We start from the raw sequence: 22034 nt of genomic DNA on the forward strand, positions 1-22034 counted from the left end.
AGGAAACCGGGATGAACAAATCCGCCATCCAGAAATTTGCTATGTGGGCCCGTACCACGCTCATGGAGCAGGTTCGGCAACGGGCTTTTCAATACGGTATCACCAAGGACGGCTATGGAGAAGAAAACGCCGTCACCGTCAACGGCATGGCCCTGTCCCCCCAGGAGCAGAGCCAGCGCCGGGAGCTGGTGCGGGAGATCCAGACCAAGGGCTATGACCAGGTGGTGGAGGAAGTGGCCTACACCTGGTTCAACCGCTTCATCGCTCTGCGGTATATGGAGGTCAACAACTACCTGCCCAGCCACATCCGGGTGTTCTCCAACGCCCAGGGTGCCTTTGACCCGGAGATTTTGAAGGAGGCCCTCCACATCGACCTGCCCGGACTGGATCAGAGCAAGGTGGCGGAGTATATCGAGAGGACTGACAACGAAGCCCTCTACCGCTATCTACTCCTCACCCAGTGCAACGCCCTCAATGAGGGCTTGCCCAAGATGTTTGAGCACATGGGCGGCTATACCGAGCTGCTCTTTCCCAACAACATTCTCCGCCCGGACAGCGTCCTTGGCCGTATGGTGGCCGACATCCCCGAGGAGGACTGGACCGACCAGGTGCAGATCATCGGGTGGCTGTATCAGTATTACAATACCGAACTGAAAGCAGAGACATTTGACCTGCTGAAAAAGAATGTGAAAGTCACCAAGGAGCGCATTCCCTCCGCCACCCAGCTCTTTACCCCCGACTGGATTGTGCGCTACATGGTAGAAAACAGCTTGGGCAGAATTTTCATCGATAAGCAAAAAAATGAAGGCGTGTTTGCTGATGGTCGCGGCTTGGATGAGATGACATGGGACGAGATAGAAACAAAAAGAATCTCGAATGAAGCGTTCATTGCTGAACAAATGGGTTGGAAATACTATTTACCAGAAGCCAAACAGGAACCGGAGGTTCAGGTACAGCTTGAGCAGACGCAAGAGGAATACCGCACTTGCAAGCCCGAGGACATTACCCTCATTGACCCCTGCATGGGCAGCGGCCACATTCTGGTCTATGCCTTTGACGTGCTCATGCAAATCTATGAGAGTGAGGGGTGGAGCCAGCGGGACGCCGCCGCATCCATCGTACAGAAGAACCTCTACGGCCTGGACATCGACCGCCGGGCGGCCCAACTGGCCTATTTTGCTGTCATGATGAAAGCCCGGCAGTATGACCGGCGGTTCCTCACCCGGGGCATCCAACCCAATCTGTACCATCCCGGAAACTATGCCGAGGGACAGGAATTCGGCTCCCTGCTTATCGTGGATCAGCTGGAGCCCAAGCCGGAGCAGCCTGACGAAATTACCCTGTTTGACGGTGACTATACGGATAAACTGAACACCTGGAACTTCCGCTCGTTGCTGGCAAGGCAGTATGATGTGGTGGTAACCAATCCGCCTTACATGGGCAGCAGCAATATGAATGACAAGCTGTCCAAATTTGTGAAGGACAATCATCCTGATGCGAAAGGCGATTTGTTTTCCTGCTTCATTGAGAGAGGAAATAGAATGGCCAATCAAGATGGATATAATTGCATGGTTACCATGCAAAGTTGGATGTTCTTGTCCAGTTTTGAAAAGCTGCGGCAGAAGCTACTCCATAGTAAAACCATCATGAACCTGATGCACATGGAAAACATGGTGATGGGAATTGCCTTTGGAACTGCCGTCACAGTATTTCGAAATTGCCACATCGATGGATTCAAAGGAACTTATAATCAAATTAAGCTCAAAGACATTGATAATAGTGCACCAAAGAAGTTCCCCGTTCCTGAAAATCGTTTTGCATGGGTTAATGCTTCTAATTTTTCTAAGATACCAGGTTCTCCTATTGTGTATTGGGTTTCGGAAAAGGTATTTTTGAGTTTTAGTAATACGAAGCTTTCTGAGTATGCTTCGCCAAGAATCGGCCTTATAACTGGAGATACCGATCGATTTTTGAGATTGTGGTTTGAAGTCTCCCTAAAAAATATTTATTGGGAATGTCCATCTAATGACGCTGCAAAAAGTTCTGACTTCAAGTGGTTTCCGTACCAAAAAGGCGGAGAATTTAGACGCTGGTTTGGAAACAATGAGTTTTTGCTTAATTGGAAAAATGATGGATGGGAATGTAAAAACGATAATTTTAGTGGATCACGCGTAAAATCGCACAACTATAACGGAGAATATGCCTTTAGAGCTGCTATAACATGGACAAAAATTTCGTCTGGTACATTTGCATGCAGATTTGTTCCAGTTGGTTTTATGTTTGATGATGCAGGCCCAATTTGTACAGTTTCTGAAGGAAAAATTTTCTTCATTTTGGGCTTGCTAAATTCCAAAGTTGGGGCATTTTATTTGAGTATGGTCAGTCCTACGATAAACTATCTGCCAGGGCATATCAATTCCATACCTATTCAGTTTGGTACAAAAGAAAGCCAAGCAGCGTGTACCTTGGCCGTTGAAAAATTAGTTCAATTATCGAAGCAAGATTGGGATTCCCATGAAACTTCTTGGGATTTCAAGCGGCATCCGCTGGTATAAGGATTTTTAGGAGAAGTAGTATGGAGCATGTTTCCCATTATTTTAATAAGTATGACTATCAATCATTGATCTCAAAAGATTGCCCAGATGACTCTGTATTTCACTACACAACAGTAAATACACTTTTAGAAATACTGCGAAAAAAGCAGTTACGATTTAGCAATCGGCTATATTTGAATGATCATAGCGAGGGACAATATGTATTAGACTTATGCAGAAACAGAATAAATGATGTCTGGCCTGATGCATGCACTTATGATAAAAATAAATTTGTCGATGAGCTTTCAATTTTAAGCAAGCATATCACAATCCAACAATTTCAAGTTTATCAAGTGTCTTTTTCATTAAATGGCGATAGCTTGACTATGTGGAATTACTATGCAAAGGGTGATGGGGTAAATATAAAATTTTGCTTGTCAAAAACTATTAAGTCCTTTGCTTTGCAGCTTTATCCAAAAACGCAGTGGCCAGTTAGTTTTCTTTATGGCGCTGTTGTGTATGACCAAGAACAACAAGTAGAAATTCTTAAAAAGATGTTGAATGATTTTTCCAACACCGTTCCTTTTGGGAGTGAATGGTATATGTTTGTGTCATGGGCTGTATTGTACATCGGAACATTTTTTAAGCACAAAGGGTTTGAAGATGAGCATGAATATCGTATAGCATATAATCCTCTCTGTAATCCGATCGCTCCAGAAAAATGCTGGTCTATGCATTCGACACTCAGAGATGAGGACTATTGCATTCAGGTATATCAGAAGGAAAATATGTTAGTGCCCTATATTGATATTGATTTTGATGTAAATGCAGTTAAACAAATAATGCTATCTCCAAGACTTGCTGCTGAAAATGTTGTCGATGGGCTAAGAATTGCATTGCGCGGGTACAATTTTGACTCCCCAAATATTGAAATACGAAAATCAGAAATTCCGGTTCGATTTTAGGAGTGCATATACAATGGGACAACTAATCTCTGACAAATTCACCGCCTGGCAGGCGGAGTGCGAGGCCCGGTTCCAGCAGCTCAAAGCCAATGAGGAGGAGCTGAACCGCATTTTCATTGACATCTACGGTCTCCAGGACGAGCTGACCCCCGAGGTGGCCGACAAGGATGTCACAGTACATAGAATTTTCAATACCAAGGACGATGTCCCCGAGTCCATGAAGGGCAGCAATTATGTCCGCACCCTCCGGGACGAGATCGTCTCTCTCATCTCCTACGCCGTGAGCTGCCTCTTTGGCCGCTACTCCCTGGATGTGGAGGGGCTGGCCTATGCCGGAGGCGAGTGGGATTCCTCCAAGTATCAGACCATCATCCCGGACGCCGACAACATCCTCCCCATCTGCGACGACGACTACTTTGAGGATGACCTCACCGGCAAGTTCGTGGACTTTGTCCGGGTGGTCTACGGGGAGGACACCCTGGAGGAGAACCTGAAATTCATCGCCGACGCCCTGGGCGGAAAGGGCGCCCCCCGGGAGATCATCCGGTCTTACTTCATCAACGACTTCTTCGCCGACCACTGCAAGACCTATCAGAAGCGGCCCATCTACTGGCTCTTTGACAGCGGTAAGAAAAACGGCTTCAAGGCCCTCATCTACCTCCACCGCTACCAGCGGGATCTGCTGGCCCGGATGCGCACCGACTATGTCCACGAGCAGCAGGAGCGCTACCGCACCCAGCTCTCCCACCTGGCCGACGCCCTGGAGCACGCCTCCGGCGCGGACAAGGTCCGCCTCACCAAGCAGCAGAAAAAGCTCCAGGACCAGAGCCGGGAGCTGCAGACCTACGAGGAAAAAATCCACCACCTGGCCGACCAGAATATTGAACTCGACCTGGACGATGGGGTAAAAGTGAACTACGCCAAATTCGGCGATGTGCTGGCGAAGATTAGGTAAAGGAGAGCTTTCATGAGTATTTTCTATTACTATTGCAAAATGGAGACTTTCAAGTCTATGCTGACCTCCAAGACATTATGGTTAACCGACCTTACAAAGTCTAATGATTCCGAAGAAGTAATTCGTGCATATCAAAGCTTATGGGGCAGAATTAAAGAGTCACTTAAAAGAACAGATATTGACAAAGATGTACTTAGATCACAATTTGACCTGTTGGAGTCTACATTCAAGCTTCAAAGCATAGTTGATGTACCATTTGGTTGTTGTTTCTGCTCAGAAAATGATTTAGTACAGCAATGGAAAGAATACGGAGAAAACGGTGCAGGAGTTGCAGCAGGATTTGATTTAGAATGCATCGAGGGACTTAAAAGGCAGTATCCAATTACATCATCTGATATTACTCATTCGATCGGATTTGAAAGCGTAATCTATGATAGTGCACAAGTTGAGAATGAGTTGGCCCAGATATGTTATCTTGCATTAAAAAAATATGGATATCATGCTTGGTATCAAGCTATTTTGCCCACATTTAAGCATTATGCGGGCTTTATAAAAAATCCCACATTCAAAGACGAAAAGGAAACAAGGATTGTTTACTATCCATCGAAGTTCTTTGAAAATTCCATGCCCCAATTAAGCGGGCTAGAAACTAACATTGTTCCACACTATTGTCTTTCGTGGGACTGTGAAAAAACATCTGCTATTCGCTCTATAACCATTGGCTATAATAATCCGAGCAGTATAGATGAGATTAAGAAACTGCTTTCTGCGGCTAATATTGATGACAATGTTATAATTTGTCATTCACAGTGTTCATATCGCGATAGGCAACATACAGAGGGGTGAAACCATGTCTATCGAATCTATCCAGTACGCCCTGAAAGAGCGCATTGCTGCCCCTCTGCCGGAATTCTATCAGCGCCGCATCATCTTCTGGCAGGACGAGGAGCGGGAGTTTGAGGGCATGGTGGACGAGCTGGATCTGCCGGGTGTGGAGATCGTCAAACTCACCGGCTCCAACAACTTTGAGGTCAAGAAGCTGCTGCTCCACGACGACCTCACCAGTGATTTCCTCATCTACAACCCCTTCTCCTATGAAAACTCCAGGGACAACTGGCTGCGGGACATTGAGCTGTTCAGCGAGGAGTACCGGGCAGATTACATCTCCATGCTCATGAGCGAACTGAATGTGGCCTCCGGCCCTGCCATGCGCAAGACGGTCAAACTCTATGCCAAATTCCTGGACAACAAGGAGCGCAAGGGTAAGCTGCAAAAAATCGGCCGCAGTTACGAGACACCCATCCAGTTTCACATCGATGTGATGGCCGTCCTGGCCGGTGTCCCCGGCGGCTCGGCCCAGGATGTCTTTATCTCCGTGCTATCCCACGGGCTGGATGAGGAAACCAACGCACCCATTTCCAACATCAAAAAGTTCGGCAACATCGACGCTTTTTGGCAGTTGGCACGCAAATACACAGGCTATCAATACGAAGAAGAAAATCCCCTGGGCCTTTTTGCGGCTCATGTGCTGCTGACTGCCCTGTCCCAGACCATGAGCGCCGGTGTGTTCAAGGGATTGGAGCGGTTCCTCTCGGAATCAAACAAGGCCTACTGTTACAGCATGGTCCATGAGTGGCAGAACCGGGAGGACCATTCCGCTCTGATGGAACTCTGCCGCAGCGTGGAGCAGGAACTGCAGCTGCCCACCCGTTTTGACAAGCAGGAGATCGAAACCCTGCTTACGGGCGATATCTTCCCCGCCATCCATGAGAGCATCCTGAAGCGGTTTTATGACGAGATCTCCGGCCAGGTGGTGAAAACTGACCTGATGCTGAAAACGGTGGAGAACCGCCGCACCTCCGGCTGGTATGAGATGTTTTCTGACTACTACGAGTGCCTCTACCATGTGGCCCGGATGCAGAACTTCTACCAGGAACACGCGGGCGGGTTCCACATTGTGGAGCCAAAGGCAATCTGGAAACTCTATACCGAGCAGGGGTACCAGATGGACAGCGATTATCGTCAGTTCCACCTCCACTTTGGGAATTCCCTGAAGGACAGCAACGCCGTACTGGAGGACAAACTGAAGCACGCCGCAGAATATGTGGAATCACTCTATAAAAACTGGTTCCTGGGAGGACTGACCTCCTGCTGGGCCAACGCCGTGTCTGATGATTTTGCCTCTCTGGGTTATGTGTCCGAAATCCGCAGACAGCGGGATTTCTATACCCACTATGTCCGCCCATTGGCAGGGAAAACGACCCGCGCCTTTGTCATCATCTCCGATGCCCTGCGCTATGAGGTGGCGGCGGAACTCAGCGAAACGCTGGTTCGCTCCACCAAGGGTACGGCAAAACTGGAATCCATGCAGGTGATTTTCCCCTCCATCACCAAGTTCGGTATGGCCGCGCTGCTTCCTGCTCAACGGCTGGGGGTGACTGAGGACATGGAGGTTCTGGCGGACGGTATGCCTACCCGTTCCACGGCGGAGCGGGAGAAGATCCTTTGTGCCGCAAATCCGAAAAGTGTGGCCGTCCAGTACACCGATATTCTGAATATGAAGCGGGCTGAGCGCCGGGAACTGGTCAGCGGCAAGGATGTGGTCTATATCTACCACAACACCATTGACGCAATAGGCGACAAGTCCGTTACCGAACAGAAGGTTTTTGAAGCCTGCGGGGACACGGTTCAGGAACTCTCCAATCTGCTCCGCATCGTGGTCAACGATATGCAGGGTACCGATATTTTCATCACAGCAGATCACGGGTTCCTTTATACATACAGCCCCCTTTCCGAAAGCGACAAACTCAGCAGGGATGCTTTTGATGGGAAGATTTTTGAACTGGGACGGCGCTATGGGTTGACAACCCCTGATACAACCGCCAGTTTCCTGCTCCCGATCCAACTTTCAGGGGTATTGGATGGAACACCGGTCAAGGGATACGCTCCACAGGACTCCACCCGCATCAAGATCAAAGGCGGCGGAGAAAACTATGTCCACGGCGGAATCAGCCTGCAGGAAATGGTGGTTCCGGTCATTGCCTTTAAGAACCTGAGGACCAGCAGCAAGCAGTTTGTGGAACTCACTAATGCGCAGATAGGACTGCTCAGTGAGAGCCGGAAGATTACAAATCTTATCTTCTCTCTGGACTTTTTCCAAAAGCAGCCTGTCAGCGACAAGGTACAACCCTGTACTTATACGGTTTATATGACGGATGATGAGGACAAGATTGTCAGCGACCGCCAGACCATCATTGCTGACCGTACCAGCAGCAACGCCTCTGAGCGAGTGTTCCGCGTGCGCTTTAACCTCAAGGCGGGCAGTTACGACCGGAATAAACTCTATCGGCTGGTGATCACCAACGGGACAGATGTGCCAGAGGAGATCGAGTTCCATATTGATATTGCAATGGCCGACGATTTCGGTTTTGATTTGTAAGGAGAAGCACCATGGAAGAGTGGAAATTGGGCAACGAAACAGATGACGCCAACATGGTCATTGACCAAAAACTGCGGCAATACTTTGATGGTCGGATCGTCCGAAAGGATTTGACCAAGTCCATCAAAGAGGGGGCAAATGTCCCCGTCTATGTACTGGAGTTTCTCCTTGGCCAGTACTGCAGTTCGGATGATGATGAGGTCATTGAGAAAGGCGTTCAGAATGTGAAGCGCATCCTGTCCGACAATTTCGTGCGTCCGGACGAGTCTCAAAAGGTGCTCTCTCTGCTGCGGGAACGGGGCAGCTTCACCGTAATCGACCGACTCACCGTGAAGTTGAACATCAAATATGACCGCTATGAGGCTGACTTTTCCAACCTTGGGATCAAGAACATCCCGATTGCAGCAGAGTATGTATCACAGTATGACCGGCTGCTCTGTGGTGGGATCTGGTGTATCGTGCAGCTGGACTATGAGTTCTGCGAAGAGGACAAGCATAACTCTCCCATCCAAATCCGGAAGGTCACTCCCATTCAGATGCCTCACATTGATCTGGCTGAGATCAAGCAGGGACGGAAGCATTTTACCAAGGACGAGTGGATCACCATTCTGCTCCGCTCCACCGGCATGGAGGCGGACAAGTTTACCGAGCGGGAAAAGTGGCTCTTGCTGGCCCGGATGCTGCCATTGGTAGAAAATAACTTCAACCTTTGTGAGTTGGGGCCTCGGAGTACAGGCAAGTCCCATCTGTTCAAGGAGATCTCCCCCAACAGCATTCTGGTTTCCGGCGGGCAGACCACGGTGGCCAATCTGTTTTACAACATGGGGACCAAAACTGTAGGACTGGTGGGGCTGTGGGACTGTGTAGCCTTTGACGAGGTTGCCGGTATCACCTTCAAAGACAAAGACGGCGTGCAGATCATGAAAGACTACATGGCTTCTGGTTCCTTTGCCCGCGGAAAAGAGGAGAAGGCCGCCAGCGCATCCATGGCCTTTGTAGGCAACATCAATCAGAGCGTGGATGTTCTGCTGAAAACCTCCCATCTTTTTGAGCCGTTCCCTGATGCTATGGCCTACGACACGGCGTTTCTTGACCGTATGCACTGTTATGTGCCTGGTTGGGAGATCCCCAAGTATCGTCCTGATTTCTTTACGAATGATTATGGTTTTATCACCGACTATCTGGCAGAGTTTATGCGAGAGATGCGGAAAGAGCCTTGGGGCGACGCCTGCGACCGATATTTCCGCTTCGGCAGCAATCTCAATCAGAGAGACACGATTGCCGTCCGCAAAATGGTTTCCGGGTTCACAAAACTGCTCTATCCCGATGGTGAATTCTCCCGTAACGATATGGAGGAGATCCTGACCTATGCTCTGGAGATGCGGCGCAGGGTCAAGGAGCAGCTGAAAAAGATCGGCGGTATGGAGTTCTATGATGTGAATTTCTCCTATATCGATAACGAAACTTTTGAAGAGCGCTTCGTGTCGGTGCCGGAGCAGGGCGGCGGAAAACTGATTCCAGAGGGCATGGCAAATCCCGGAACAGTCTATACCATCTCCCGAGCCAAGTCCGGCATGGTAGGTGTGTATCGCCTGGAGACTCAGATGCTGCCCGGTAACGGAAAATTTGAGCGCACCGGTCTGGGCAGTGACAGAGAAGCCAAGGAGGCCACAAATACTGCCTTTAACTACCTTAAAGCCAACGGCGGTGGGATCTCCCGTTCCATCAGCACAACGCAGAAGGACTACATCATCAACTATCAGGATCTCAATGGCATTGGGATGACGAAATCTCTGGCTTTGCCCACGGTAATTGCCATCGCATCCGCTGCTCTCAATAAGCCCACGCTCAGCAGCCTTGCGGTTTTGGGAGAGATCAGCATCAGTGGTGCTATTACCAAAGTGGATGAGCTGGCCAATGTGCTCCAGGTTTGCCTGGACAGCGGGGCCAAGAAAATCCTGCTTCCCATTACTTCAGCTGCGGATCTTGGAACTGTGCCTCCTGATTTGATGGGGGCCTTCAGCATTATCTTTTACACCTCTGCGCAGGAAGCTGTATTCAAGGCGCTGGGTGTAGAATAACGACTCAAATTTGATTTGTTGTATGGGAGGTACTCATGTCTACAATCCGATGTCCGCACTGCGGCAGTCCTGTTATGGTACGAGGCAACCGCTGGGAGTGCGGCTGGTGTGGTGATTTTGGAGACATATCATCACTGAACCGGTCGGAGCGCATCAAGCTTTCCCGGGCCAGCGACGCGGCACTGGAGGACCTGGAGCGCGGCGTTCTCTCCATTCTGGAGGGAATACAAGCGCACTTCGGCAGCGGAGAAAAAGAACGGCTCTTGGCCTGCAAGCTGGCCATTTACGGGATGTCCCACGCTTTGGTTCCAGCCAACAATCAGACACAACATAACCTCCAACTTTTGCAGGCGTTTTTTCAGCGCTATTCCTTCTGCACAGCAGGCGAGGTGCTGGGTGCAGCTCGCAGCGGAAAACCAGCCTTTGAGGATCAGTTTCTGCTTACAAAGGAGCGGCTTGGTTCTTTTTGGGAATCTTTGCTGCCTGATTTACCCCAGTATGAAGCATACAAAGCCTGGCCAAACTGGCTCTATCAAACGGTGGATGGCCTGAGCGATGTGGAAAGTTTTTTCTCCGGCCAGGACAGCTCTACTTTATTTGATACGCTTCAAGAAGCACTGGATACCCATTGGAACACCTATCCCCTGCTCCATCCGGATCTTGCCGCTCTGGAGGCTGCCGTCCGCAACTGGGACCTCTCAAAGAATGAGTGGGCCTGCCGGGACCTGTTGATTGCCGCCTTTCCTGATGCAGTCCGCTTCTGGAGTGCGGAGGAACTTTTGGAGATGGACACCATGGAACTCCTGGGAAAAGTAAGTGAGTGGAAACCGGAAGTAGGCATCCAGATGATGAAATTACTGCTGGACACCGCCGAGCGACATCTCCAGGAGCCGGAAGCCGCCGATCAACTGCTGGGTAATGACCTGTACGAACTCTGTCAGAATCAAACCGTCCAGCCCAAGCTTTTGGCTCAACTGAAAGAGGATGCTCGTCTGGTTCGGCAGTTGTTCCAAAGCGCCTATGTAGGCGACCTACAGGAGGAATTACTGGAAGCGTGCAACTGGTTTGGGGAAGCGAGGCTGAAAGCATATCTTCTGTCTCTTTTAGCACAAAACCCTTATTTCAAGGGATTTAACTGAAAAGCACGCCAGATCTGTGAGTAAATCACAGGATATCAGATATTTTTCCACGCCCTACATTTCTCGCTTTACTATAGTCTCTGTATATAAACTGGAACTGGCCGTCCTCTCAATATAATTTGAGACAGCGGCCAGTTTTCTGTTATGGTGCGACCATCAAGTCCGGGATAAGCTATCCTAATTTCCTTGGCATCTTAATAAAGTGATCTTGCCGTTCAACTAGGGAGGTAGCAACATGGGAAAATTTGATATTGGTAATACATACCACGAGGATTGCCCCGTGTCATGGCATTCTTTATATATGGAATTGGTAAATGAATTTGAGTTTTCTCATCCAGGGGAATTTATTGATGAGGATACGATAAGAGATAAATTTACTAACAGTGATGGTTCAGGACTGGTTGACAAATTGAAATCCGTATTGAATTTTGATATCAGAACCATAGCTGGCACTGATAACGCGGAACGCTTTAATATGTTCAAGGTCCTAAAGCTCCTATTTTATATTGAAAAGTGTGGTGATCCTAAAACTAAGGCTACATGTGATAACTATAGGGTGCAGATTACGGACATTTTGGCAAAGCCACGCCTCTCAAATATGATAAGCAAATACACACCATTTAGTGTCTATGGAGAACACTTTGGCAAGTTATATACTTCGATAAAAAGTGTCGTAGCCGATGCCGATCAACGTGAGCTTCGTTTAGAAAAAATAAATTCATATTGGGAATATATTACAGATAAAATCTTTGACTATGTAATGAATGATAGTGCCCTAGAACATCCGGAAAACGCTTTAAAGGAATTAGAGCGGATACATTGTTTTCTAAAAACGAAGGTGCTGGAAAGACTCAAAAATCATGATGTTATCCACCTGTCTAAGCCAGAAAAAGTTCTCCCTTCTTTCTTTAATTTACTAGCGTGTCATAAGCTCTTGTGCAATGAAAATGATAGAATTCGTCTAAATTATGAAATATGTCTAAATCCCCCACCCGACTCAGATTATATAAAATTTTTCAAAAAATCTGAAAAATATAAAGCTGAATGGGATTATCTTTCTTTGGTCAAAGCAAGACTAAAAAATAAGAATAACGATCCCGCTGCAGAGTTTGCAATAGCTCTTATATCTTATGGTAATGACATAGATCATGCTGATATCAAGCATTACTTATATGCTGTAGACAAAGTTAAAACAGTAGCAGCGTGGATAGAAAAATATAAGGGGTCTGATTTTAGTGATGGTATTCCGTTGGATATGCTTGTAATAATTATACAAGAACTTATTGACAACAAGAAGAATGGCGATAAGATTTCAAACGATTATTATGGATATAACAACAAATACCGTTCTTTAATGGCTGCAGTGAAAAAACCTAGTATGGCAGATGCTGTTGTGTTGCAAGCATGGATAAAGAAGTTAGAAAATCGTACAGCTGTTAATTTCGGGGCATTTGACTTGATTCAAAAGAAACGGGAAATTGAAACAACAATCTATGAAATAAAAAGCATTATTTATTCGTATAGAAATCTTGATGACTTGGAATTCGTTAATTCAGTTATATACCATCTTGCTTCACGTTCTATAATGAGTAGGTCTTTGGCAATGAACATAGGCGATCGTTTTGCAGAAAAAGTAATTTATTACCTCAATGAGAAATTGAAAAATAAAATAAAATTTTATATGTGGCCAGAAGGAATCAATGTGCTGGATATGTTCCGGGAGTTTTTTATAGATAGAAGTGGTATTGAGCAATGTGTTGCTGCAGAGGTTGCAAGGCAGATTAATGAATTTTATGAAAAGGATGACTGTACTACAGGCCGTAGTATGAGGGTTGATTTTGAGGTATACTTTAGTGAAAAATATTGTAAAGATTTTATGCTGATATACTTTCTTAATAAGAGTACTGATACATTAACCTACCAACAGTTTTATGAAGTTTGCTCGGATACTGATGCCGAAAGAATGCAGGCCCTTGGACTAGAGAAATTTGTTAAAACAAAATAAGCAATATTTTTAAGACGAGTTACTCAATGTGATGTAGTTCGTTATGAAATAAAATTGAGCCATGAACAGCGAAAATTAATTTCGCTGTTCATGGCTCTTTTTTCCTATTGTAAGTAACCGTAAAATCTCTGGGCGTCTAAAAAGGCCGTTCTCAGTGTGCAGGCATTGAGATAGCAGTCCGGCACAAACCAGGTAGCAGTACCCTGACAAGTCTCCGACTGTTTTTACGCTTACTTATGTTCGCCAAGGCCGGACTTATTTTTCAAAAAATTTTTCTAATCCGGACATGGCCTGTCCGCTTTACCCTGTATGATTCGGCCATGGAGGTGAAAGGGGGTGAGAGTGTGAGGAGCAACGACCGACAGAAGCAACTCATCGACCTGCTGTGCCAACGGCGGAGGGATACCGTTCAGAACCTGGCGACAGAACTCGGTGTCTGTGAACGGACGATCCGCCGCGACATTGAAGAACTCACACTCACATACCCCCTTGAAACAGTCCGAGGCCGATATGGCGGCGGGGTAAGGATGGCTGACTGGTACTTTCAGGACCGGCCCAAACTATCCCCCAAACAGACCGCCCTGCTCAAGCGTTTGGCAGTTGGACTTCACGGCGAGGACCTAGACGAAATGAACCAGATCCTGGCCCGTTTCGCTTCCTGAAGGAGCGCCCACCGCTCCACGGCACCTTGAAAAGTTTATACCAGCAGTACGGAGAACCACCTGAACAGTCGAGCGTCATGCAGCGCGCGCCATGACACCCAGGGCAGATGCCCTGGGCCGAGCGAGAACGCCACCTGCATGGGGGCGCTATGGCACGCGCTTTTGCAATGACGCTGTTCGGGTACACAATGAGACACCTCGCTTGGCCTGCGCATAAGACAGGCGGCGCTGCCCTGGAGTTGAAAGCAGTAGAGACTCCAGGTAAAAGCCCGTGCGGTTTATTGCCGGAAACCGATCCGTACTGTTCCCCATCGTCGGGGGGCGAGCTGCAAATACGACGATATCGAACATAAAACCACTTACAAAATATAAGGAGATCTTACTCATGATCAATTATGATAACAGGCAGGTCGCCCATCGTGAGATCGACCATATTTTCAAGATCCTTTTCCCTCGCCATGTCATGATGGCCCGGCCCAGCCAGATCGAGTTGAGCCACAAGATGATGGACGCCATGATCCACAGCAAGATCGCTTTAAGTGACGCAGGAACAGGGATCGGCAAGACCTACGCCTATCTGGTGGCTGGTGTTTCTTTTTCTCGTGCGTTGAGCCGGGAGAACATTCCTTTCCAGCCCATCCTCATTTCCACCTCCAGCATTGCCTTGCAAACGGCAGTGAGGGAGGAATACATCCCGTTCCTCTCCTCTGTTCTTATGGAGGACAAGCTGATCCAGGCCCCTATCAGGGCAGTCATTCGAAAAGGAAAAAGCCACTATGTCTGTGATGAACGCCTGATGCGACGCCTGCGGCAGGTGGATCTGGCTCGGAAAAATCCCCTGGCTGCCCAGGCGCTTCTCTCCTTGCGGGATCATTTGGACACCGACCAAGCTCCCCATCTCAGCCAGTATGACCGAAACCGGGTATGTGTCCCCACCGTGTGTGATTGCCGCCTGAACAGCTGCCGGTATCGTTGCTATATGGACGCATGCAACTCTGACCGCTATCTGTTTCAGATCTGCAACCATAATCTGCTGCTGGCCGATGCCATCCATCGGGGCAGCGGCCACCGGCCTATCCTGCCGGACGCCTGCGCTTGGGTCATCGATGAGGCACACAAGCTGCCTGAGACTGCCCGGCAGATGTTTGGCATTACCCTGGCAGCCAAGGACATCCGCACGCTGATCAGCACCCTACGGGCGGAACGATATCTGCTGGCGTCGGAATCCCTGGCCGAGATGGCAGCGGCGCTCCTGGACCTCATGTCCATGCCCCCTGATGGCGACCGTCCTTTCTCGGACTATGTCCGACACATGATCGGACTGGCCCAGACCTTGGTGACCATCCAGAAACAGATTGGCAGAGTGCTGACACCGACCACCCGAAAGGAATTGGATCGGATATCCTCCACAGTCCATCTGTTTTTGGAGGAACGCTCTGACCTGGTATTCTATACTGCGGCGGATGATGATGGCGGCACATTGCTGTGCGCCTCCATCTCCGACCTGACTGCCCAGCTCCACGCAACACTCTGGTCGCAACCCCATCCTATCCTTATCACCTCCGGTACCCTGGCGATTGGAAAGGATTTTTCTCGTTTCAAAGAGGAGGCCGGTCTTACCCGCGATCCCAGAACAGAGGAGTCTGTTTCGCCCTCTCCGTATGATTACCGGAAGAACTGCCTGCTCTATGTTCCCGCCATGCCACCCAGGTACCAGGATGCAGATTACTTTGACCAGCTGGCCGGTGAGATCCGGGATCTGCTGATCGCTGCCCATGGTCACGCATTGGTGCTTTTCACCTCTTATGCCGCCATGTCGGCGGTGAAGGAGCGTCTGAAACACCAGCCCCTCCCGTTCTCCCTGTTCACCATGGGGCGCAATGCCTCCCACACCATGGCTCAGTTCAAGGCGGCTCCCGGGAGTGTTCTGCTTGCCACCGGCGCTGCATGGGAGGGCTTTGACTTTCCCGGAGACTGTGTCTCTTTGTTGGTCATCCCCAGGCTGCCGTTCCAGTATCCGGACGCTCTGCAAGAAAAAAAGCGGGAAGCATACCCAGACCTCCACTCTTTTATCCGGACCGTAGCTGTGCCGGAGATGCAGATCAAACTAAAGCAGGGATTTGGACGTGCCATCCGCATGGAGAGCGACACCTGCGTCATCGCCATTCTGGATGAGCGGTCTGCCAGAGGCAGCCGCTATTTCAAGGACACCCGCACTGCTTTACCCCCAATGCCTATGACCAGCAGCATCTATGAGGTGGCACGGTTTATCCGGCGGGTCAAAGACAACGGCTATTTTGAGGAGGCTGCGTGATGGAGATTCGAAACGAACTGCGCTACCTGTTATCGGTGGGCCTGTGGGAACGGATGGCTGCAGACGGCCTGCTGACCAAAGAAGAACTGGCCAGAGCCAAACGGCTGTCCGCAGAACGATACCGACCCGGAACTGTTTGGGAATAGTGCTGGCTATTCCCGCAGGGGTGTGGTATGGTTTCGTTGCCGAAAAAGATGGAAGGAGGCGAATGAGAAATGGCTGAAGTACAAGTGATCCCACCCAAGGCAGCGAGACCAGACACCCTGCGGGTAGCAGCCTACTGCCGGGTCAGTTCTGACTCTGCGGACCAGCTCCACTCCTACGCCGCCCAGATCCGTGCCTATACGCAGGCGATCAACGCCCACGATGGCTGGGATTTGGTGGACATCTACGCAGACGAGGGCCTGACCGGCACGCGGATGGATAAGCATGAGGACTTCAACCGCCTGATGGCAGACTGCCGGAAGGGCAAGATCGATAAGATCGTGGTCAAGTCCATCTCCCGATTTGCCAGAAATACCCGCGACTGCCTCGCCACCCTGCGGGAACTTTCCTCGCTAGGTGTGACCGTCCAATTTGAAAAAGAGAATATCGACACTGGAACGCTCACCTCAGAACTGATGGTGAGCGTTTCCGCTTCTCTGGCCCAGGAGGAATCCATCTCCATCTCCAAAAACCAACGTATGAGCTATCAGCGCCGCATGGAGCGTGGGGAGTTTATTACCTGCTCCGCACCATTTGGATACCAAATCGTTGATGGTAAGAATCTTGCAATCGTAGAGGACCAGGCAGAGATCGTAAAGTGGATCTTTGCAGCCTATCTAAAAGGATATAGCTCCGAGTGGATCGCCCGGGAGTTAAGTAAGAATGGGCCTGCCCCCCTTCATGGTGGACAAAAATGGCATCAGCAGACCATTCGAAAGATCTTAACAAACGAGAAATACATTGGGGATGCCCTCTGTCAGAAAACCTACACAACCAACACATTTCCATATTGCAGGAAAGACAACCATGGCGAAGCGGACCAATATTATGTAGAACATACCCACCCTGCCATCATCAGCTATGAGGACTTTCAAAAAGTTCAGGAACTGCTGAAACGGCGGGCAGAGCGACAGTCGATTCCACATGATCAGACCCCGCTTGCTCGGAAGATCATCTGTGGGCGGTGTGGGACGCTATACATGCGGAGAATTTCAAAAGCTGGATATGTTACCTGGGTGTGCCGCAAGCATGATAGAAAGGCCGCCGACTGCCCCAACGGACGGATCAGCGAGGACAGCATCCATGCGGCATTCCTCCGGATGTATCGTAAGCTCCGCACCCATGACGGCATCGTGCTGGCACCTGTGCTAAAGCAAATGGAGACCTTGTCAGATGCCCTACATCGCGGCAACCCGGCCATGCTGGCGGTCAACGCAGCCATCGCTGCGGCATCCGAGCAGAGTTACCACCTCACAAAGCTGCACACGGCAGGTCTCCTGGACAAGGCTGCCTTATCCGCAAAGCAGGCGGAACTCAATGCCAAGCTGGCAGAACTACGACGGGAGAGACGAAAGCTGCTTTGCAATGAGGATATTGATGAGCAGGTCGATGCAATTCGCCTGACGATTGATACCATCCGGAACGGACCAGAGACTCTGTCCAGCTTTGACGAAGCCCTGTTTACCAAGCTGGTGGAACGAATCGTTGTAGATACCAAGAGTACCATCCGTTTTCAACTATATGGCGGATTTGAATTCCAAGAGACGCTGGAGGCGTAGGCAATGGCAAATCGGAAGATATTGTATGGCTACCAGATCATACACGGCGATCTGGTCATCCAGGAGGAGGAAAGACTCACTGTTCAAAATATATTTACCACCTATCTGGCCGGGTTATCCTATCAGGCACTGGCAGACCGGATGAATGCAGACAACATCCCGTTCTCTCAGGAATCGCCGCTGTGGAACAAGCACAAAATCAAGCGAATGTTGGAAAACTCTCGCTATGCCGGGGAAAATGGATACCCACCCATTATTGACCAAGATACCTTCCAGCAAGTGCAGGAAAAGATCTCAGAAAAGACAAGTGGGAAGTTTCCACGCCGGACGGAATCGGATGGCTTATGGCAAAAGCTGCGAAGCGGATGCTGTCAGACTCGCCTGCTCCGAACCGGAGGGCCAATCGGGCATACCGGAAACGTCCATCTGAAATGTTCTGCCTGCAGAAACGCATTTGTTGTCAGGAAGGAGGAATTGCTTGCGCAGACGGCACGGCAGCTTGCGGCACATGAAAAGTCCGTATGTAAGCCATACGCGCCCTCTGCGGAGGCCGTTCGCCTGGCCAACGCTATTAACCGGGCGTTGGAACAGCCAGGAGACGGTAAGGAGGCTCTCTCCCACATCCTGCAAGGGGCAGCTGCCCGGTATGCCTGCTGTGATGATGGTGTGGATACGGCTGTAAGTCAAACGCAGCCCGACCAAATCGACTGGGAGCGCTTCGAACGAATGGTCTCCCATATCATAATCGGAACAGATAACGCAATCACCGTACACTTTTGATTAGGAACAGAAAGGACAGCAAAATGGAACAATCATCACTGGAACGCACCATCCACCGCATTCCGGCATCACGGTCCAATGTAGCAAGCAACAAGACGAGGCTCCACGGCAGGCAGCGGGTGGCGGCTTACTGCCGGGTCAGCACCGACAGTGAGGAGCAGATCAACAGCTACACCGCCCAGAAAGCCTACTACACCCAGAAAATTGAGGAGTCCCCAGATTGGGAACTGGCGGGGATCTTCGCGGACGAGGGGATCACCGGGACCAGTATGAAGAAGCGAAAAGAATTCAACCGGATGATCACCGCCTGCAAGCGGGGCGGGATCGACCTCATCCTCACAAAGTCTCTCTCCCGTTTCGCCCGGAACACCGTAGACTGCCTGGAGACGGTGCGGATGCTGAAGGCCAGGGGGATCGGGGTCATCTTCGAAAAAGAGAACATCAACACACTAACAGAATCCAGCGAGTTCCTCATCACCCTGTTCAGCGGATTTGCCCAGGCCGAGAGTGAATCACTCAGCTCCAATATCCAGCTGGGTATCCGGATGGCAATGAAAGAAGGAAAAGTCAACTTCCACTACAGATCCATGCTGGGCTACCAAAGAGGAGCGGACGGTAAGCCGGAGATCGTACCGGAGGAGGCCGAGGTGGTGCGGCGGATCTACCGCCGGTACCTGGAGGGCTGCAGTGAGGGACAGATCCAGAGAGAACTTACCCAAGATGGGATCGCCACCGCAAAGGGTGTCAAGGCATGGTCCCATCAGATTGTGCATAACATCCTCACCAATGAAAAGTATGCGGGAGACGCCTTGCTGCAAAAGACCTTCACCACAGACTGCATCAGCAAGAAGGTCAAGAAGAATACCGGCGAGTTGCCGCAGTATTACATCAAGGACAACCACCCTGCTATCATCCCGCGGGACATCTACCAGCGGGTACAGGAGGAGATGGCACGGCGGACCAGCAAGCGAAAGATTCTGCAGAAAAGCGGAAAAACAGAACAGGGCAAGTATTCCGCCAAGTATGCGCTCAGTGAGCGGCTTGTCTGTGGGGAGTGTGGTTCCCCCTATAAGCGGTGTACCTGGGCCAGGAACGGCGTCAAACGGATCGTCTGGCGGTGCGTCTCCCGGTTGGAATTCGGGAAAAAATACTGCCATAACTCGCCTTCCATGGCGGAGGACAAGCTGCATACCGCAATTCTCACGGTGCTTAACCGGGTAGTCGAAGCAAGCGATGGCCTGCAGGATGAACTGGCAGAGACGCTCCGAATGGTATGTACCCCGGAAGGGGACGGTAACAACCTGTTGGAATTGGAGCATGAACTGGAAGCCCTGACCGCACAACAGAACGCCCTGTTGGATCAGGCGTTAGCCAACATGGAGGATCTGACGATAGCAGAGCAACTCAAGACCCTGCTGGAAGAAAAGCAGAACCTGCAGACACGGATCGTTGCGGCGAAGAAAGAGGCAGCCAACAGAATCAACGAGGACTCACGTATGGCAGAGTACGCAACTTATCTGGAGGAACACCTCAGTGGCTTCCAACAGTATGATGACGGGATTGTTCGGCAGCTGGTTGAGCGGATCACCGTAGTCGACGCGGAAACAATTCGACTCAAATTCCGATACAGTGATGTAGAGATCGAGCAGACCATGTGCTAAAATGGAAATAAGGAGCAACTACTTATGGAAATATTTATTACAGGGGATACACACGGAGATTTCCGCCGCTTCCGCCCGGACATCTTCTACGAGCAGGAACACATGACCAAGGAAGATTTGGTTCTGGTCTGTGGAGATTTTGGTGGAATCTGGCACGGTGACCCACGGGATGATGCAGGACTGGACTGGCTGGAGGACCGGCCATACACTACTGCATTTGTGCTTGGGAACCACGAAAACTATGACGCTTACAAAGACTACCCCAAAGAAGAATGGCATGGTGGACAGATCCAGAGGATACGTCCCTCCGTTCTGCACCTCATGCGAGGTCAGGTATATGAGCTCAATGGCAGGAAGTTTTTTACCATGGGCGGCGCTTCCTCCCATGATATCCAGGACGGCATCCTGGAACCGGACGATCCTGACTTCGAGGAAAAGTTCCAGCAACTCGAACAGCGCGGTGCGCTGTTTCGTGTGAACCGTCGTTCCTGGTGGGCCGAGGAACTGCCCAGCGAAGCGGAATATCTGGAAGCCAGAGCAAATCTGGCGCGTGTCCACTGGAATGTGGATTACATCATCAGCCACTGCTGCCCCTCCAGCATACAGGATGTGTTCAGCGGAGGAATGTTCAAAAAAGACGCACTGACCGAGTTCTTCGACGAAGTGCGTCAGAAATGTACCTTCCAGTACTGGTTCTTCGGCCACTATCACAGCAATATGGTGATCGAGAAAAGATATGCCATGCTATATGAGCAGATCATAAGACTGAAGTAAGACAAAGGGCTGTGCTGACGCACGGCCCTTTTTTCGCCTCTGTTTGCACACGGCTTTGTCAGTATGTCATATAGGGGTTCGGAAATGGCTTGAAAAAAGCGCAGAAAAACAAAAACACAAGTTGCGCAAAACCATAAATCCATTGAGCCGCAAGGCTTTCCAGGCTGTATCTTTTTCGGCAACAAAAGACATATCAAGACGTCACCTTGGAGAACAAGGCGGCATGAAGAAAACCCCTGTTTATCGGGGGTTTTCTTCTATGTTATGCATCAATTTTTCCAGTATTGACGAGACTTTTGCAGATAGAGTTGCACCAAAAAATAAGTGCCGAAATTGGTATTTGAAATACAATTTGATCAAAAGTGGTGCAGATGCACCACTTTTTTATCTTTTTGGTGTAAATGGAACATCTCTGTTTACAAGTCTTTTTGTATATTCTCCATCAGTTGGGAGCCTATACACCTCAAAGCGCCCCTTTCTCTTGCCCCAGATATATAGCTGGATCTCTGGCGATTCAAAAACTCGGCAATCATCGTCTATAATGCGGATTGTGTAGCTTTCCGGATATCTGCTATCAAGCATTTCAAGAAGTTGGATGCACGATGCCTGGATGTTGGAATTTGGCTCAGATACAAAGATCTCTGCAGTCACTACATCGCATCCTGTTATTCGCACATTGTCTGCCCCACTTTCATATCTGGGGTATGTGCGGCAATAAATCAGAACTTCGGTGCAGTTGATTAAATTAAAGCCATTTAGTTTTCTGGTTTTTCTCACTTTTAAGTTCTGCCGATCCGCTTGGTTTACGATCCTGGACACAGTCGGAGATGTGATACGCTCCAGTCTCGGAAAACCGTAAGCGCTCAATAACCACCCGTATACAGTCAAAACCCGGTAGGACTTGCAATCCTACCGGGTTCGTTTATTTGCAATCAGAGGTCTCCAAATATTTACGGCGTTTT

Annotated in this window: 15 protein-coding genes and 1 pseudogene; 15 read left to right on the forward strand and 1 reads right to left on the reverse strand. The window is 49.6% G+C overall.

Annotated features, from left to right (window positions below):
• The first annotated feature begins 11 nt into the window (after positions 1 to 11).
• From pglX to H6B51_RS01590, 15 genes and pseudogenes are all read left to right on the forward strand, one after another.
• Positions 12 to 2555, forward strand: a complete 2544-nt coding sequence (pglX, locus tag H6B51_RS01520; protein ID WP_204881985.1) for a BREX-1 system adenine-specific DNA-methyltransferase PglX — start codon at positions 12 to 14, stop codon at positions 2553 to 2555.
• A 20-nt stretch (positions 2556 to 2575) separates the two neighbouring features.
• Positions 2576 to 3499: a DUF2971 domain-containing protein gene (locus H6B51_RS01525; RefSeq protein ID WP_204881986.1), complete on the forward strand. Its 924-nt coding sequence runs from the start codon at positions 2576 to 2578 to the stop codon at positions 3497 to 3499.
• Between the two features lie 25 nt (positions 3500 to 3524).
• Positions 3525 to 4454: pseudogene (locus H6B51_RS01530) on the forward strand (BREX-1 system adenine-specific DNA-methyltransferase PglX); the annotation flags it as partial.
• Between the two features lie 57 nt (positions 4455 to 4511).
• Positions 4512 to 5300, forward strand: a complete 789-nt coding sequence (locus tag H6B51_RS01535) for a DUF2971 domain-containing protein (RefSeq protein ID WP_204881988.1) — start codon at positions 4512 to 4514, stop codon at positions 5298 to 5300.
• A 4-nt stretch (positions 5301 to 5304) separates the two neighbouring features.
• A complete protein-coding gene (gene pglZ / locus H6B51_RS01540; protein WP_204881989.1) occupies positions 5305 to 7893 on the forward strand; it encodes a BREX-1 system phosphatase PglZ type A in 2589 nt (862 codons plus the stop codon).
• A gap of 11 nt (positions 7894 to 7904) precedes the next feature.
• Positions 7905 to 9974: a protease Lon-related BREX system protein BrxL gene (brxL, locus tag H6B51_RS01545; RefSeq protein WP_204881990.1), complete on the forward strand. Its 2070-nt coding sequence runs from the start codon at positions 7905 to 7907 to the stop codon at positions 9972 to 9974.
• Positions 9975 to 10048: 74 nt separating this feature from the next.
• Positions 10049 to 11113 carry a hypothetical protein gene (locus tag H6B51_RS01550; protein WP_204881991.1) on the forward strand — a complete coding sequence of 355 codons (1065 nt, stop codon included), beginning with the start codon at positions 10049 to 10051 and terminating at the stop codon, positions 11111 to 11113.
• Positions 11114 to 11348: 235 nt separating this feature from the next.
• Positions 11349 to 13118, forward strand: a complete 1770-nt coding sequence (locus H6B51_RS01555) for a hypothetical protein (RefSeq protein ID WP_204881992.1) — start codon at positions 11349 to 11351, stop codon at positions 13116 to 13118.
• Positions 13119 to 13462: 344 nt separating this feature from the next.
• A complete protein-coding gene (locus H6B51_RS01560; protein WP_418055050.1) occupies positions 13463 to 13780 on the forward strand; it encodes a DeoR family transcriptional regulator in 318 nt (105 codons plus the stop codon).
• Between the two features lie 385 nt (positions 13781 to 14165).
• The gene (locus tag H6B51_RS01565) at positions 14166 to 16094 is read left to right on the forward strand and encodes an ATP-dependent DNA helicase (RefSeq protein WP_204881993.1); all 1929 of its coding nucleotides are present in this window, start codon (positions 14166 to 14168) and stop codon (positions 16092 to 16094) included.
• On the forward strand, positions 16094 to 16240 hold the full coding sequence (locus tag H6B51_RS01570) for an SHOCT domain-containing protein (protein WP_006574319.1): 147 nt from the start codon (positions 16094 to 16096) through the stop codon (positions 16238 to 16240). The genes H6B51_RS01565 and H6B51_RS01570 overlap by 1 nt, the downstream gene beginning before the upstream one ends.
• 69 nt (positions 16241 to 16309) lie before the next feature.
• The gene (locus H6B51_RS01575) at positions 16310 to 17857 is read left to right on the forward strand and encodes a recombinase family protein (protein ID WP_204881994.1); all 1548 of its coding nucleotides are present in this window, start codon (positions 16310 to 16312) and stop codon (positions 17855 to 17857) included.
• A 3-nt stretch (positions 17858 to 17860) separates the two neighbouring features.
• Complete coding sequence (locus H6B51_RS01580; RefSeq protein ID WP_195279772.1) at positions 17861 to 18637, forward strand: recombinase family protein; 777 nt, start codon at positions 17861 to 17863, stop codon at positions 18635 to 18637.
• A 23-nt stretch (positions 18638 to 18660) separates the two neighbouring features.
• Positions 18661 to 20298, forward strand: coding sequence for a recombinase family protein (locus H6B51_RS01585; RefSeq protein WP_207753813.1), 1638 nt, complete (start codon positions 18661 to 18663; stop codon positions 20296 to 20298).
• Between the two features lie 24 nt (positions 20299 to 20322).
• Positions 20323 to 21072: a metallophosphoesterase family protein gene (locus tag H6B51_RS01590; protein WP_204881995.1), complete on the forward strand. Its 750-nt coding sequence runs from the start codon at positions 20323 to 20325 to the stop codon at positions 21070 to 21072.
• A 384-nt stretch (positions 21073 to 21456) separates the two neighbouring features.
• Here H6B51_RS01590 and H6B51_RS01595 read toward each other — a convergent pair whose 3' ends face one another.
• Positions 21457 to 21723 (reverse strand): hypothetical protein, encoded by a 267-nt coding sequence (locus H6B51_RS01595; RefSeq protein ID WP_204881996.1) that lies wholly within the window; start codon positions 21721 to 21723, stop codon positions 21457 to 21459.
• Positions 21724 to 22034 lie beyond the last annotated feature (311 nt).

Origin of the sequence: Pseudoflavonifractor phocaeensis, from assembly GCF_016901955.1 — a bacterium.
Taxonomy (GTDB): domain Bacteria; phylum Bacillota; class Clostridia; order Oscillospirales; family Oscillospiraceae; genus Flavonifractor; species Flavonifractor phocaeensis_A.

Coding starts and splice junctions, on each gene's coding strand:
- pglX (WP_204881985.1), top strand. CDS start 12: ATGAACAAATCCGCCATCCAGAAATTTGCTATGTGGGCCCGTACCACG.
- H6B51_RS01525 (WP_204881986.1), top strand. CDS start 2,576: ATGGAGCATGTTTCCCATTATTTTAATAAGTATGACTATCAATCATTG.
- H6B51_RS01535 (WP_204881988.1), top strand. CDS start 4,512: ATGCTGACCTCCAAGACATTATGGTTAACCGACCTTACAAAGTCTAAT.
- pglZ (WP_204881989.1), top strand. CDS start 5,305: ATGTCTATCGAATCTATCCAGTACGCCCTGAAAGAGCGCATTGCTGCC.
- brxL (WP_204881990.1), top strand. CDS start 7,905: ATGGAAGAGTGGAAATTGGGCAACGAAACAGATGACGCCAACATGGTC.
- H6B51_RS01550 (WP_204881991.1), top strand. CDS start 10,049: ATGGTACGAGGCAACCGCTGGGAGTGCGGCTGGTGTGGTGATTTTGGA.
- H6B51_RS01555 (WP_204881992.1), top strand. CDS start 11,349: ATGGGAAAATTTGATATTGGTAATACATACCACGAGGATTGCCCCGTG.
- H6B51_RS01565 (WP_204881993.1), top strand. CDS start 14,166: ATGATCAATTATGATAACAGGCAGGTCGCCCATCGTGAGATCGACCAT.
- H6B51_RS01570 (WP_006574319.1), top strand. CDS start 16,094: ATGGAGATTCGAAACGAACTGCGCTACCTGTTATCGGTGGGCCTGTGG.
- H6B51_RS01575 (WP_204881994.1), top strand. CDS start 16,310: ATGGCTGAAGTACAAGTGATCCCACCCAAGGCAGCGAGACCAGACACC.
- H6B51_RS01580 (WP_195279772.1), top strand. CDS start 17,861: ATGGCAAATCGGAAGATATTGTATGGCTACCAGATCATACACGGCGAT.
- H6B51_RS01585 (WP_207753813.1), top strand. CDS start 18,661: ATGGAACAATCATCACTGGAACGCACCATCCACCGCATTCCGGCATCA.
- H6B51_RS01590 (WP_204881995.1), top strand. CDS start 20,323: ATGGAAATATTTATTACAGGGGATACACACGGAGATTTCCGCCGCTTC.